The sequence below is a fragment of the Actinomadura gamaensis genome (genome assembly GCF_042652125.1).
GTDB lineage: Bacteria > Actinomycetota > Actinomycetes > Streptosporangiales > Streptosporangiaceae > Spirillospora > Spirillospora gamaensis.
The window spans coordinates 674,595-688,875 of the sequence record NZ_JBHSIT010000004.1 but is presented as its reverse complement, the minus strand read 5'-3'; the positions used below and the strand labels follow the sequence as shown (position 1 = coordinate 688,875).

12 protein-coding genes are annotated in these 14,281 nt (G+C 73.6%); 6 read left to right on the top strand and 6 right to left on the bottom strand.

Translation table 11 applies throughout. The annotated features are described in order from the left end of the window. The first annotated feature begins 13 nt into the window (after positions 1–13). Together ACFPCY_RS17285 and ACFPCY_RS17280 are read left to right on the top strand one after the other, a co-directional pair. A complete protein-coding gene (locus tag ACFPCY_RS17285) occupies positions 14–406 on the top strand; it encodes a response regulator transcription factor (protein WP_378256272.1) in 393 nt (130 codons plus the stop codon). A 101-nt stretch (positions 407–507) separates the two neighbouring features. Next, on the top strand, positions 508–1,776 hold the full coding sequence (locus tag ACFPCY_RS17280) for a hypothetical protein (protein WP_378256270.1): 1,269 nt from the start codon (positions 508–510) through the stop codon (positions 1,774–1,776). A gap of 39 nt (positions 1,777–1,815) precedes the next feature. Here the strand turns inward: ACFPCY_RS17280 and ACFPCY_RS17275 are convergent, their stop codons facing one another. Genes ACFPCY_RS17275 through ACFPCY_RS17265 form a run of 3 tightly spaced genes read right to left on the bottom strand, consistent with a single transcriptional unit; the run spans position 1,816 to position 6,091 of the window. Then, positions 1,816–3,216, bottom strand: a complete 1,401-nt coding sequence (locus tag ACFPCY_RS17275; RefSeq protein ID WP_378256268.1) for a GntP family permease — start codon at positions 3,214–3,216, stop codon at positions 1,816–1,818. An 11-nt stretch (positions 3,217–3,227) separates the two neighbouring features. After that, complete coding sequence (locus ACFPCY_RS17270; protein ID WP_378256266.1) at positions 3,228–4,835, bottom strand: N-acyl-D-amino-acid deacylase family protein; 1,608 nt, start codon at positions 4,833–4,835, stop codon at positions 3,228–3,230. A 2-nt stretch (positions 4,836–4,837) separates the two neighbouring features. Beyond that, a complete protein-coding gene (locus tag ACFPCY_RS17265) occupies positions 4,838–6,091 on the bottom strand; it encodes an alanine racemase (protein WP_378256264.1) in 1,254 nt (417 codons plus the stop codon). A 132-nt stretch (positions 6,092–6,223) separates the two neighbouring features. Here ACFPCY_RS17265 and ACFPCY_RS17260 point away from each other — a divergent pair, with 132 nt between their 5' ends. From ACFPCY_RS17260 to ACFPCY_RS17250, 3 genes are read left to right on the top strand one after another with little or no spacing between them, the layout of a single operon-like run. After that, the gene (locus ACFPCY_RS17260) at positions 6,224–7,198 is read left to right on the top strand and encodes a sugar kinase (protein ID WP_378256262.1); all 975 of its coding nucleotides are present in this window, start codon (positions 6,224–6,226) and stop codon (positions 7,196–7,198) included. After that, on the top strand, positions 7,195–8,043 hold the full coding sequence (locus tag ACFPCY_RS17255) for an IclR family transcriptional regulator (RefSeq protein WP_378256260.1): 849 nt from the start codon (positions 7,195–7,197) through the stop codon (positions 8,041–8,043). The genes ACFPCY_RS17260 and ACFPCY_RS17255 overlap by 4 nt, the downstream gene beginning before the upstream one ends. Continuing rightward, positions 8,040–8,444 (top strand): RidA family protein, encoded by a 405-nt coding sequence (locus ACFPCY_RS17250; RefSeq protein WP_378256259.1) that lies wholly within the window; start codon positions 8,040–8,042, stop codon positions 8,442–8,444. The genes ACFPCY_RS17255 and ACFPCY_RS17250 overlap by 4 nt, the downstream gene beginning before the upstream one ends. A 111-nt stretch (positions 8,445–8,555) precedes the next feature. On the opposite strand, the gene ACFPCY_RS17245 is transcribed toward ACFPCY_RS17250, so the two are convergent. Beyond that, positions 8,556–9,335: an ABC transporter permease gene (locus ACFPCY_RS17245; protein WP_378256257.1), complete on the bottom strand. Its 780-nt coding sequence runs from the start codon at positions 9,333–9,335 to the stop codon at positions 8,556–8,558. An 83-nt stretch (positions 9,336–9,418) separates the two neighbouring features. Here ACFPCY_RS17245 and ACFPCY_RS17240 point away from each other — a divergent pair, with 83 nt between their 5' ends. After that, complete coding sequence (locus ACFPCY_RS17240; protein WP_378256256.1) at positions 9,419–10,264, top strand: polysaccharide deacetylase family protein; 846 nt, start codon at positions 9,419–9,421, stop codon at positions 10,262–10,264. A 15-nt stretch (positions 10,265–10,279) separates the two neighbouring features. On the opposite strand, the gene ACFPCY_RS17235 is transcribed toward ACFPCY_RS17240, so the two are convergent. Both ACFPCY_RS17235 and ACFPCY_RS17230 read right to left on the bottom strand, forming a co-directional pair. Next, a complete protein-coding gene (locus ACFPCY_RS17235; protein WP_378256254.1) occupies positions 10,280–11,728 on the bottom strand; it encodes an MFS transporter in 1,449 nt (482 codons plus the stop codon). A gap of 129 nt (positions 11,729–11,857) precedes the next feature. Further along, entirely contained in the window at positions 11,858–14,077 is a 2,220-nt protein-coding gene (locus ACFPCY_RS17230; RefSeq protein ID WP_378256252.1) for an MMPL family transporter, read from the bottom strand. Positions 14,078–14,281 lie beyond the last annotated feature (204 nt).

The following is a 14,281-nucleotide window of genomic DNA, read 5'->3' as shown; positions in this document are numbered from 1 at the left end:
CATGCTGACGTGCATGGACGAGGAGGACGCCGGACCGACGCGCGTCCTCGACGCCCGGCATCCCGGCTGGGAGGAGGTCCGCGCCGTCCACGCCGAGCTGCTGGAGCTGGCCGAGCGGGTCCCCGACCCGGAGCTGCGCGACCGCCTGCGCGCCGCGTCCCGCCGCCTGGCCGCCGCGGGCACCCTCCCCTCCGGCGCCCGCCCGGCCCACCCCCGCCTGTCCCCCCGCGAGCTGGACGTCCTGGCCCAGGTGGCCCTCGGCTGCACCAACGCCGAAGCCGCCGCCCGCCTCGGCCTCCTCCCCGAGACCGTGAAGAGCTACCTCCGCTCCGCCATGCGCAAGCTCGACAGCCACACCCGCACCGAAGCCGTCTCCACCGCCCGCCGCAAAGGCCTCCTCCCCTGACCCGCCCGTGGCCGGATGTGGCCACGCCTCCTTGCTGACCTGCGGTCTTTGCGCTCCATAAGATCACCTGTCACTTTTCGCACGGGCCTTGAGGAGCGCACGTGAACGAGACGGTCGCGGTCCCAGGGACGGCCCCTGCGGAACGCCGTATCTCCTACCGGTCGCCCTGGCCCTGGGTGCGCGAGCTGGTATGGGCCCTGGTCATCGTCGGCTGGGCCCTTGGCGGGCACGTCTCGCTGCCGTGGCTGGCGGGGGTGCTCCTGTCCGTGGGCGCGGCCCTGGTCGGGGCGGCGCTGTCGCTGCGGGGGTACACGCTGTCGGCGGCGGGGATCCTGTGCCATAAGAACGACCTGTTCATCCCCTGGTCGAACGTGGCCGAGGTGAGCGTGCGGACGGTCGGATCGGCCGAGCACGTGGTCGTCCGGCTGGTGGAACCCGACCAGCTCAATGACGTCCGTCCTCGCATGGCGGCGTTCGCGGCGCGGCGGAACGTCGAGAAGTACGGCGGGGCGTTCGCGCCGCGCGTCCGGTGGCTGGGTGTACCGGCCGAGGAGTTCGTCGCCGAGGCCGAGCGGCTCCGGGCGGCGTACCAGCCCGGACGGCTCGTCCAGCGGAAGCCGTCGCCCCTTCAGCGGGTGGCCGGCGCCGGCGTGATGATCGGGCTCGTCCTCCTCCTGTTTTCGGTCGCGACGGGGCAGACGCCCAGGCAACACGCGCACGCGCACGCTTCCACGGGACAGCGGACCGGGAAGCTGGAGTTCCGGTATCAGGCGAAAGGCGGCGCCGGGTACATGGACCAGACGCTCGCGATCGCTAATCGTGGTGGTGATCCCGTCGCGCCGAAACTGGCGTTCGTCGCGCAGGACGAGGGCGGGCACGACCTTCCCGGGGTGAACGTGCGGACGGCGCTGGGCAGCGACGGGGGGCTGGTGGTCGTGCCGCCGCGGTCGCTGGCCTACGACGTTCTCGCCTTTTCAGGGCCGTCCGCCGGAAGCGTCCGGAAGGTGAAGGTCGTGGTGCTCGACACGGTGCCGGTCAGCGCGCCGATGTTGCCGTCGGAGGGGTTGCGGGCCGAGCCGCTGGACGCGCGGGGACGGCTCGTCCGGCCGGGGGCGCCGTTCGCCAAGGTCCGCGTGTCGAGCCGCTCGACCTCGCAGCTCGCGGCGCTGGACACCGGGGACTTCCGCGTCGTGTGCATCATGTGGGGACCGGACTCGGCGACCGTGCCCCAGCAGATGCTGGACCGTGTCGCGATCACCGACGTGGCGACCATGGACCGGGGGGCGCCTGCCGAGGTCGACGTCACGGGGGCCGCGCGGCGGCGGACCGGCATGTGCGGCAGCGTCGTGGCTTATTACTCGCGCGCGTGAGGGGGGCGCGGACGGCGCAGGGGGCGCCGTCCGCGCGGGTCAGATGAAGGTGCTGAGGGTGCCGGCTATCGCGAAGCCGACGAGGGAGAGGATCGTTTCCAGGACGGTCCAGGTCTTCAGGGTGTCGCGGACGGAGAGGTTGAAGTAGCGGGAGACGATCCAGAAGCCGCCGTCGTTGACGTGGGAGGCGATGATCGAGCCCGCGCTGATGGCAATCGCGATGAGGGCCAGGTGGGCCTGGGAGTGGTGCTCGCCCTGCAGGAGCGGGGCGACGATGCCGCCGGTGGTGACGATGGCGACGGTCGCCGAGCCCTGGGCGAGGCGCAGGGCGCAGCTGATCAGGTAGGCCAGGACGATGACCGGGAGGCCCGCGTCCGACATGGTGGTGGCGAGGGCCTTGCCGACGCCGGTGGCGGAGATGACCGCGCCGAAGAACGCGCCGCCGCCGACGACCAGGAGGATCATGCCGACGGGCCGGAGCGAGCGGGTGGCGAGTTCGGACAGCTCCCGGGCCGGGGTGCCGCGCCGGACGCCGAGCAGGTAGAACGCCAGCAGGACGGCGATCGTCAGCGCGACGGCCGGGGTGCCGAGGAAGGTGAGCGCGGGCAGGACCGAGCTGCCCTTCCACCAGACGTCGCCGAAGGTGGCGAGCAGGATCAGCACCAGCGGGACGGCGATGATCAGCCCGACCAGGGCGAGCGACGGTTCGGGCTTGCCGTCCTCTTCCTCCTCCGCCTCGCGGGCCTCCTCGCCGACCGTGTAGTCCTCGGGGACGGTCGCCTCGACGCGCTTGCCGATCCAGGAGCCCCAGGCGACGCCCGCGACGAGGAAGGCGGGGATGCCGCAGACCAGGCCCATGACGATCAGCCAGCCGAGGGAGACGCCGAGCAGTCCGGACACCGCGACCGGGCCGGGGTGCGGCGGCAGGAAGGCGTGCGTCATCGACAGGCCCGCCAGCATCGGCAGCGCGTAGAGCACGAGCGAGCGTCCGCCGCGCCGGGCGGTGATGTAGACCAGCGGCGCGAGGACGAAGATGCCGATGTCGAAGAACACCGGGATGCCGAAGATCAGGCCGACCAGGCCCATCGCGAGCGGTGCGCGCTTCTCGCCGAAGACGCGCAGGAGCCTGCGGGTGAGGACGTCGGCCCCGCCGGACTCCTCCAGGATCGCCCCGAGGATCGTGCCCAGCCCGATGATGGGCGCGATATGGCCGAGGATGCCGCCGAACCCGGTCTCCAGCAGGGACGTCTTGGAGCTGAGCGGGGTGCCGACGATCTGGGAGACCGGCAGCCCGGCGGCGAGCGCGAGGGCGAGGCCGGACACCAGCAGGGAGATGAACGGTTCGAGCTTGACCTTGATGATGAGCAGGAGGAGCAGGGCGATCGCCGCTGCGCACAGCAGCAGCAGACCGCCCGTCTCGTGGCGGAGCCAATGGACCATGGAGGCGCCTCTCAGGGGGTGGTGAGGGTGTCCCGCCCGCGCCGCAGGGCGTGGCCGGGCCGGGCGCCGGTCGGGCGTCCCGCGTCGAGGACCGGGACGCCGTTGACCAGCACGTGCGTGATGCCGTCGGGGACGGCGCGGGGGGCGTCGAAGGTGGCGGTGTCCCGCACGGCGGCGGGGTCGAACAGGACGAGGTCGGCGTGGTACCCGGCGCGGACGAGGCCGCGCTCGCGCAGCCGGAGCCGCCGCGCGGGCCGTCCGGTGAGGTGCGCGACGCACTCCTCCAGCGTCAGGACGCCGAGGTCGCGGACGTACCGGGCGAGGTAGCGCGGGAACGTGCCATAGGCGCGCGGGTGCGGCTTCGCGCCCGGCCGCAGCGGGAGCAGGCCGTCGCTGCCGCCGGTGTGCGCGGGATGCCGCATGATCGCCTGGACGTTCTCCTCGTGCCCGACGTGCTGGAGGATCGTGGTCCCGAAGTCGTCGGCGGCGAGCAGCCCGCGGAAGACGTCGAAGGGCGGGCGGCCCGAGGACGCGGCGAGCGCGGCGACGGTCCGCCCGACCGTGCCGGGGACGCGGGAGCCGGAGATCTCGATGGTGTCCCACTCGACGGGGACGCCGTGGCAGCCGTCCGAGCCGTCCTCCTCCATGACGCGGCGGATCTCGGCGGCCGAGGCGGGGTCGGCGAGGCGGGCGAGGGCGGCGGCGGGTCCGCCTTCGGCGGCGCGGCTCGGCAGCAGCGCGGCGAGCGTGGTGGATCCGGGCAGGTAGGGGTAGGTGTCGAGGGTGATGTCGCAGCCGCCGGCGATGGCCGCGTCGAGCAGCGCGAGCAGCTCGCCCGCGCGGCCCTTGTTCACGCCGAAGTTCATCGTGGCGTGCGCGAGGTGCAGCGGGCAGCCGGAGCGGCGCGACACCTCGACCATCTCGGCGTAGGCGTCGAGCGCGCCCGCGCCGTACGAGCGGTGGTGCGGCGAGTAGTAGCCGCCGAGGTCCGCGACGACGCGGCACAGCTCGACGAGCTCGGCGTCCGACGCGTACATGCCGGGCACGTAGGTCAGCCCGCTGGACATGCCGACCGCGCCCTCCCGCATCCCGGTCGCGACGAGCTCGCGCTGCCGGTCGAGTTCGGCGGGGGCGGGCTCGCGGGCGTCCCAGCCCATCGCGAGCATCCGGACGGTGCCCTGCGGGACGAGGTAGGCGGCGTTGACGGCGATGCCCTCGTCGAGCCGGTCGAGGTACTCGCCGACCGTCCGCCAGTTCCAGTCGAAGCCGTCCGGGTCGCCGTTCCAGCCCGCGATGGTCTGCCGGACGGACGCGAGCGTCGCGTCGGACACCGGCGCGTACGACAGGCCGTCCTGGCCGATGACCTCGGTCGTCACGCCCTGCGCGACCTTCGCGAGGTGGCCGGGCGCGGCGAGCAGCGCGAGGTCGGAGTGCGCGTGCATGTCGACGAATCCGGGCGCGAGGACGAGCCCGTCCGCGTCGATGACGCGCCGCGCGGGCGGCGGATCGTCGGAAATGGACGTGATGCGTCCGTCCAGGACGTGGACGTGGGCGCGGTAGGCGGGGGCGCCGGTGCCGTCGACGACGGTGGCGTCCCGGAAGAGCAGGCCGGAGGTCATCGTCAGAACCAGGTCCGGATGAGGTCGACCACGGCCGGGTCCTCCTCGTCGGCGGACGCGACGACCGGGACGAGCTGCCACTTGTCCATCGCCGTGCACGGGTGCGAGAGCCCGAACCGGACGACGTCGCCGACCTCGACGTCCGCGTCGCGCAGGAAGGTGTGCTGGTCGGCGAGCGCGCTGACGTGCGCGCGCTCGACCGGGCCGGGGCCGCGTCCGCGGACGAGCTGCGGCTCGGGCAGGCCCTCGTCGAACGGCAGGTCGCGCTTGCCGGTGTCCACGAGCGCGAGGTCGCGTTCGGGGCGGGAGACGACGCGTCCCCAGCCGTGCATCGCGGACCGGAACCGCTCGCCTTCGGCGCGGGCGAGCGGCGAGATGCCCCGGTAGAAGCCGTCGTCGTGGATCACGTAGGCGCCGGAGCGCAGGACGACGCGCGCGGACGGCAGGTCCCCGAGCACGCCCACGACCCGGTCGAAGTAGGCGCTGCCGCCCGCCGTCACGACCGGCGCGTCCACCTCGAACGCGAAGGCGAGGCGTCCGTACAGGTCGGCGACGCGGCGGAGGTAGGCGTCCACGAGGTCGACCGAGGCGTCGGACGCGTCGTGCGCGAACGTGCCCTCGTATCCGGCGACGCCCGCGAGCCGCAGCGTCGGCGCGGCCCGGACGGCGTCGGCGACCGCTTCGGCCTCGTCGAGGGTGCGCGCGCCGGTGCGTCCGTCGCGTCCGCCGAGCTCGACGCAGACGTCCAGCGGACGGGTCGCGCCGAGCTCGCGGAGGACGGCGTCCATCAGCTCGACGGTCCGCACCGAGTCGGCCCAGGTCAGGAACTCGAACTGGGGATCGCGGTCGAGTTCGGCGGAGATCCAGGCGAGCCCGGCGGGGTCGAGGAGCGCGTTGGCGAGTTGCAGCCGCCGCACGCCGAACGCGCGCGCGACGCGGAGCTGCGGAAGGTTCGCGAGCGTGATGCCCCAGGCTCCGGCGTCGAGCTGCCGCTTCCAGAGCTGCGGGGCCATCGTCGTCTTGCCGTGCGGCGCGAACTCGACGCCCGCCCGGTCCGTCCAGGCGGCCATCAGCGCGAGGTTGTGGTCGAGCGCGGCGGCGTCGAGGGTCAGCAGCGGGGTGCCGAGGTCGCCGAGGACGGGACGGGACGCGAGGTACTCGCCCACGGTGCGGCCGTGCGCGTCCGCCGGAACGGCCTGGAACCGCCAGTCGAGCCGCTCGTCGCGGAGGGCCGCCACCGCGTCGCCGTCGATCATCACCGCTCCCACCTCCTTCGTTGCGCATCATGCAATGCTCATTGCACAATGTGTTCTGCCGGTTGTAGCATCGCCGTCACGAGCAGGTCAACGGCGACCGCCGAATCGTCGACCTCGGGGAGCGGCAGATTGATGGAGCGGCAGTCGCCGGTGGCGTGCGTAGGGGAAACGATGGCCGCGCTGCTGCCCGACCGGCCCGGACCGCTGGAGCACGTCGAGGCCTTCCGGCACTCGGTCGGCGGCGCGGAGGCGAACGTGGCGCGCGGGCTGGTCGCGCTCGGCGTCCCCGCCGCCTGGGTCGGACGCGTCGGAGCGGACGGCTTCGGGCGCCGCATCGTCGCCGAGCTGACCGCCTCCGGCGTGGACACCTCCGGCGTCGTCACCGATCCGCGGCGTCCGACCGGCCTGTACTTCAAGGAGGCCGGGCCGGGCGGCAGCGTCCTGCACTACTACCGCGACGGCTCGGCCGGTTCCGCGCTCTCCCCCGACCTGCTGGACGTTCCCGTGCTGCGCGACGCGCCGCTCGTCCACCTGTCGGGCATCACGCCCGCGCTGTCGCAGGGCGCGCACGAACTGGTCGCCGCGCTGCTCGCCCGGCGCGTCCCCGGCCGCCTGACCAGCTTCGACCTGAACTACCGTCCGGCGCTCTGGCCGCCGGGCGCCGACGCCGGCGCGACGCTCCGCCCGCTGCTGGACGCCGCCGACATCGTCCTGCTCGGCGCGGACGAGGCGGAGACCGTCCTCGGCACCGGCGACCCGGCCAAGCTCCGCGCCCTGCTCCCCGGCCCGGACGTCATCGTCGTCAAGGACGACAAGCACCGTGCGACCGCCGTCGCCCGCACCGCGACCGCGACCGAGACGGCACTGCGGGTCGAGGTCGTCGAACCGGTCGGGGCCGGGGACGCGTTCGCGGCCGGGTTCCTGGCCGGTACGCTGCGCGGACTCGACCTGCGCGGACGGCTGCGGCTCGGCCACCTCGCCGCCGCCGGGGCGCTGGTCGTGCCCGGCGACCACGGACCGCCGCCCCCGCCCGACCGGATCGCCGCGCTGCTGGCCGCGTCCCCGGACGAGTGGGCGGCCACCACCATCACCCGGGGGACCGCATGAGCCAGAGCCTCGCGCGCGGGCTGCTGCTCCTGCGCGGCCTCGCGGACGGACCGCGCTCGCTGGACGAGCTCGCGGCCGAGCTCGGCGTCCACAAGACGACCGTGCTGCGGCTGCTGCGCGTCCTGGAGGACGACCGGTTCGTGCACCGCGACGCCGAGCACCGCTTCCACCTCGGCTCGCGGCTGTTCGAGCTGTCGGCGGCGGCGCTCGACCAGCGCGGCGTGCGCCGCGTCGCCGCGCCGCACCTGGCCCGGCTGAACGACCGGACCGGGCAGACCGTCCACCTCGGCGTGTACGAGGGCGGCGAGGTCGTCTACCTGGACAAGTACGACTCGCGGCACGCGATCCGGATGTACTCGCGGGTCGGCCTGCCGATGCCGCTGCACGCGACCGCGATCGCGAAGGTGCTGCTCGCCGACCTGCCGGACGCGCGCCGCCGCGCGGTCGCCGCGTCCATCGAGTACACCGCCTTCACCCCGAACACCCTCACCGGACCGGACGCGCTGCTCGCCGAGCTCGACCGGGTCGCGGCGCGCGGCTACGCCGTGGACGACGCCGAGCACGAGACGTTCATCCGCTGCGTCGCGGCGCCGGTGCGCGACGCGTCCGGACGGGTCGTCGCGGCGGCGTCGGTCTCCGTGCCCGACCTCGCGCCGCTCGCGCCCGAGCGCGTCACCGACCTGCTGCCCGAGCTGCTGGAGACGACCGAGGCCATCTCCGCCGACTTCGGCCACCGCCCGGACACGCGACCGGACGCACGACCGGACACGCGCCCAGAGACGCGTCCGGGCCCGAAGACCGGCCCGAAGCCCGACAACACGCCCGACACGAAGGGGAAACGATGACCGCCAAGACCGAGGTCCGTACCGACGGCGCGCCCGCGCCCGCGTGGGTCTTCTCGCAGGGCGTCCGCAAGGGCCCGCTGCTCCAGGTCTCCGGGCAGGGCCCGCAGGACCCGGAGACCGGCGCGTACCTGCACCAGGGCGACGTGAAGGCCCAGACCACGCGCGTCCTGGAGAACATCCGCGCGATCCTGGAGGCGGGCGGCGCGTCCGTCGAGGACGTCATGATGTTCCGCGTCTACCTCACCAAGCGCGAGGACTTCGCCGCGATGAACGAGGCGTACGGCGAGTTCGTGAAGAAGCACTCCGGCGACACGCCGCTCCCCTGCCGCACGACGGTCTTCGTGGAGCTCCCGCACGAGGACATGCTCGTCGAGATCGACGCGCTCGCCTGCGTCCTCTAGCCCGGCACGCGCTCCTCGCGTCCCGTAGCCCGGCACGCGCTCGCCTGCGTCCTCTAGCGCGGTCCGTGCTCGCCTGCGTTCTCTAGCGCGGTACGCGCTCGGCCGCGTTCTCTAGCCGGACGCGCGGCCGTCGCCGAAGCGGCCCGCCGCCACGAGCTCCAGCATGAGCAGGGCGGACGCCGACTCGACGGCCAGCAGCGCGATCAGGACGAGCAGCTGGGCGGCGCCCGCCTGGACCGGGCTCGCGCCGCCCAGCAGGACGCCGACGAACGCGCCCGGCAGCGTGACGAGCCCGACCGTCCGGGTCTGGTCCATGACCGGGACGAGCGCGAGCGCCGCCGCCGGACGGCACACCTCCAGCGCGGCGTCGCGCGCCGGGAGCCCGAGCGCGAGGCCGCCCTCGTACTCGCCGCGCCGCTGCCGCAGGTCGTCGAGGGCGCGGCGGCCGGTGAGCGCGGTCGCGGTCATCGCGCCGCCGATGAGGATCCCCGCGATCGGCAGCACCGCGACCGGACGCAGCGGGACGAGCCCCGTCGCGAGCAGCAGCAACAGCGCCGGAAGCACGCCGGCCCCGATCGCGAGCCCCGCGAGCCCGGCCGCCCGCGCGGCGCTCCGCAGGGTCCGCGCGGACCGTCCGGATATGCGGCGCGCGGCGGTGAACGCCGCGACGGTGAGCATCGCGGCGACGAAGCACGCGGTCAGCCCGCCGCTGCGCAGCACCCCGGCGATGAGCAGCGAGACCACCGAGAGCTGCACGACCGCGCGCACCGCGGCCGTCGCCATGTCGCGCGCGAGCCCGAGCCCGCCCAGCCGGACGAGCACGACCGCGACGACGGTGAACGCGGCGAGGACGAGCCCCAGCAGGGGCCCGACGGACGGTGTTCCGGTCATACGGGAGCGACAGACTTCATTTCAACGTATTGTGACCTGATTCCGGCACCGTGGCGTCCGGAAACCCCGCTAACGTGGGACATGTGGCGGATACGGGGACGAGTGGACCGACCAGGAGAACCGCACTCGCGCTGATGGGCGTCGCCGGGTTCGCCGTGCTCGGGGCCGACGACGCGCTGCACGGCGGAGCACACGCGGAGCGCGTCCGCCGGGCGGCGAGCACGGGCCGTCAGGCGCAGCACCTCAAGCCTACGCCGACGCCCACGCCGAGCCCCGTCCCCACGCCGCGGCCCGCGTCATGGACGCAGCAGCGCCTCACCCTCGTCAAGGCGCCGATCCGGGACATCTTCACGGACGTCACCCCGCCCGCGCCGCCGAACTCGATCGCGCTGACCATCGACGACGGCCCGCACCCCGAGTGGACGCCGCAGGTCCTCGACCTGCTCGCCGAGCACCAGGTGCACGCGACGTTCTTCCAGATCGGCGAGCAGATCCAGGAGTGGCCGAAGCTGACCCGGCGGGTCGTCGCGGCCGGGCACCAGATCTGCAACCACACCCAGACGCACCCGATCCCGTTCGACCGGCTCACCGGCAAGCGCCTGCGCAAGGAGGTGCTGGACCCGTACAAGCGGGTCGCGGACGTCACCGGCGTCGTCCCGACGCTGTTCCGCGCGCCCGGCGGCGCCTGGTCCAAGGCCAACCTGGAGCTCATCGCCGAGCACGGCATGCTCCCCGTGGACTGGGCGGTCGACCCGACCGACTGGTCGCGTCCGGGCGTCGGCCACATCCGCCGGACGATGCTGTCGGCGAAGGCCGGGAACGTTCTGCTCTGCCACGACGGCGGCGGCGACCGCTCCCAGACCGTCGCCGCGCTGCGCTACGTCATCCCGCGCCTCAAGGCCCGCGGCCTGAACTTCGTCTCCCTCTGAGCCCACCCTCGCCGCTCACCCTCGCTTCGACGGGTAGAGCACGGCCGGGAGCAGCGTCAGCGCCGACAGGCCGATCGCCCATCCGAACGCGCCGCTGAAAGCGTCCGGAACCGCGTGGTGGACGAGCGCGTGCTGGAGCACCAGCGCGAGGACGGCCGTACCGAGCGAGCCGCCGACGCGGTTCACGGTGTTGACGGCGCCGGCCGCGCGCTGCACCTGGTCCCGCGGCACGCTCGCGTAGATGGCGCGCATCCCGGGCGCCATCGCGACGCCGAGCCCCGCGCCGCGCACGGCCAGCGCCGCCATCAGAAGCCACGTCGGCGGCCCCGCGAGGACGAACGGGACCGTCCCGGCGAGCGTCAGCGCGATACCGGTGAGGATGAGCGGACGCGGCGCGACACGGTCGGCGAGCCGTCCGGAGAGCAGGGACGCGGCGGCCGTGCCGAGCGCCTGCGGCGTCAGCGCCAGTCCCGCCTCCAGCGCGCCCGCATGACGGACGGTCTGGAAGTACAGCGGAAGCAGCAGCATCGAGCTGTACAGCGTCGCCCCTTGCAGGAACGAGTTCCCCGACGCGACCGCGAACCCGCGCCGCGCGAAGAGCCGCAGGTCGATGAGCGGCGGGTGCGGCGTCCGCAGCGCGTGCACGGCGTACCCGGCGACCAGCAGCACCCCGGCGGCGAGGACGAGCGCGGACGACTCGGACAGCCCGTAGACCAGCGCAGCGAGCCCCGGCGACAGCAACACCAGCCCGCGAACGTCCAGCCGCGCCCGCTCCGTCCCCCGTGCCCGCCCGGTCTCTCGCGTCCGCCCGGTCCCCCGCGTCCGCCCGGTCCCCCGCTTCCCCGGCCCGGGTTCGTCGCGCGGCAGGAACCGCGCCGCGAGCAGCACGGTCAGGACGCCGACCGGGACGTTCACGAGGAACATCCAGCGCCAGTCGAGGTGCCGGAGCAGCACGCCTCCGGCGACCGGGCCGAGCACGGGCGCGAACGTGAGCGGCAGGAGCGTGAGCGACAGGACCCGGCCGAGCCGCTGCGGGCCGGCCGCGCGGACCAGGGTGGCCTGCCCGACGGGCTGGATCATGCCGCCGCCGATCCCCTGCACGACGCGGAAGGCGATCAGCGCCGGCATCGACCAGGCGAGCCCGCACAGCGCGGACCCGGCGGTGAAGAGCGCGACCGAGCCGATCCACACCCGGCGCGCCCCGAACCGTTCGGCGGCCCAGCCCGACAGCGGCATCACCGTCGAGATGGCGAGCAGGTACGCGGCCGACACCCACTGGACGGTGGTCAGCGACCCGTGCAGGTCGCGGGCGACGGCGGCGATCCCGACGCCGACGATCGTGGTGTCGAGCAGGGCCAGCACCGGCCCGAGGACCAGCACGAACGCGGCGCGCAGCAGCGGCCCGTCCAGCCGGTCGGCGGCGAGCGGGGGCCGTTCGGAGCCGCGGTGGGCGACGGTCGTCATGGAACCTCCTTAGTAGGTTGCGCCTAAATTTAGGTTCCACATACACACCCGTCAAGAGAAAACTAGGTCCGACATAAAAAAGCCCCGCCCGCCGGAGCGGACGGGGCTCGCACCCGAAGGATCGGAAGGTCAGCGGGTCAGCACGGGTGCGGCGGCGGGACGCGGCGTCTCCGGCTCGCCGTGCGAGACGGCCGGCAGCCAGTTCAGCCAGCGCGGCACCCACCAGTTGGCGCGGCCGAGCATGGACATCACCGCCGGGAGCAGGATCACCCGGACGAGCGTCGCGTCGATCAGCACCGCGACCGCGAGGCCGACGCCGAGCTGCTTGAAGTCCTGCATGGACAGCGTGCCGAAGATCCCGAACGTGGCGATCATGATGACCGCGGCGCTGGTGACCACGCCCGCGGTGGCGCGCACGCCGTCCGCGACCGCCCGCGTCGTCGGCAGCCCCCGGTCGTGCGCCTCGCGGATCCGGGAGACCACGAACACGTGGTAGTCCATCGACAGGCCGAACAGGACGACGAAGACGAACAGCGGGATCCAGGACTCCAGCGCGCCGACCGGGTGCGTGGCGACCAGCGACGCGCCCCAGCCGTGCTGGAACACCGCCGCCATGACGCCGTAGGCCGCGCCGACCGACAGCAGGTTCAGCGCGATCGCGGTCGCGGCGATCACCGGCGAGCGGAAGAACACCAGCATCAGCAGGAACGTCACGCCCATCACGAACAGGAACACCGGCAGGATGCTGCCGCCGAGCCGTCCGTTGAAGTCCTGGGAGAAGGCCAGGTGCCCGGAGACCTCGGCCTGCCCGACCTTGGCGACGGTGTCCGGCACGACCTGCTCGCGCAGCGTCTTCAGCGCGTGCCGGGAGGCGGCGTCCGCGCCGTCCCCGGCGAGCGGGACCTCGATCTGCGCGACGTGCGAGCCGTGGACCCGCACGTTCATCGGGTTGTTCATCTCACCGGTCGCCAGCGCCTCCTGCTTGAGCCGGCCGATCGCGGCCCGCACGGGCGCGGAGTTCACGTCGTCCGCCTTGAGCACCACGGTCGCCGGGCCCGGGCTGCCGGGGAACGCCTTGTTGATGGCCGTGTAGGTCCCCGCGATCGGCTCGTCCGCGGGCATCTGCTGGTTGACGTCGAGCTTCTGCGTCTTCAGGCCGAGCGCGGGCGCGGCCAGCACCAGCAGCACGCCGGTCGCGACGACGGCCGCGATCCCCGGCTTGGCGAGGACGGGCCGGAGCAGCGCGCCGACGATCCGTCCGCCCTGCTTCGCGTGACCGGCCGCGTGACCGGCCGCGTGACCGGCCGCGCGCCCGCGCCGCCGTCCGGACCGGTTGAGGAAGGGGATGCGGCCGAGCTCCACCTTGTCGCCGAGCAGCGACAGCAGCGCGGGCAGGACGGTCACCGAGCCGAGCATCGCGACGCAGACGACCAGGATCGTGCCGAGCGCGAACCCCTCGAAGATCCCCATGCCGGTGAGGAACATCCCGGCCATCGCGACCATCACCGTCAGGCCGGACACCAGCACGGACCGTCCGGACGTCGCGGCGGCGATCCGCAGCGCGGCCTCCTTGTCCCGGCCGAGCGACCGCTCCTGGCGCTCGCGCTGGAGGTAGAACAGGCAGTAGTCGACGCCGACCGCGAGCCCCATCAGCAGCATCACCGAGTTGGTCGAGTCGTCCACGTGCATCTGGTGGCTGATCAGCCCGACCAGCCCCATCGAGGCGAGGAACGCGGTGAAGGCGAGCACGACCGGGAGCAGCGCGGCGAGCAGCGCCCCGAACGCGACCAGCAGGATGCCGAGCGCGAGCGGCAGCGCGGTGATCTCGGCGCGCTTGAAGTCCTTGCCGACCGCGTTGCCGAACCAGTGCTGAGCGCTCGCCCCGCCGAACTCCCCGATCGCGACGCCGGGGTTCGCGCGCTGCGCGGCGGCCGTCGCGTCCAGGATCGGCTGGATGCGGTCCCCGGACGTCTTCGGGTCGCCCGCCACGTCGAACACGACGAGCCGGTCCCGCGGATCCTTGCCGGTCAGCGTCGGCTTCATGCCGGTGGTCCGCCCGGACGCCTGCATCCGCGTCCGCACGTCCGCGACCGCCCTGGTCAGCGCGCCCGTGTCGTCGGAGTGCAGCAGCACCATCTCGGTGGGCGGATCGTCCACCCCGGCCTCGTCGAGGATCCGCTCCGCGCGAGCGGACGACCCGACGCCCTGCTCGTAGTTCTTCAGCTTCACGGTGCCGGCCATCCCGCCGAGCACCGTGGCCAGTACGACGAAGGCGAGCCACCCGACGATCGCGATCGTGCGGTGGCGGGCGCTCCAGTGGCCCAGCCGCTCCGCGAAGTTCCGCTTCATGGTCATCCCTTGGACGCATAGGTGGGGGGTACGCCACCAACGCTAGGAATCGCGGCTCTGCCGGAGAATGACGCTACGTGCCGACTCGGGGTGTAGCCAGGTACACCCCCGCCTCGGGTTCCGGCCACACTGCGGCCCCCGCGGCCCGGACCGAGAATGAGGGGGACGGCGAGAACGATGGAGGAACCGGTGGACGGCGACGTT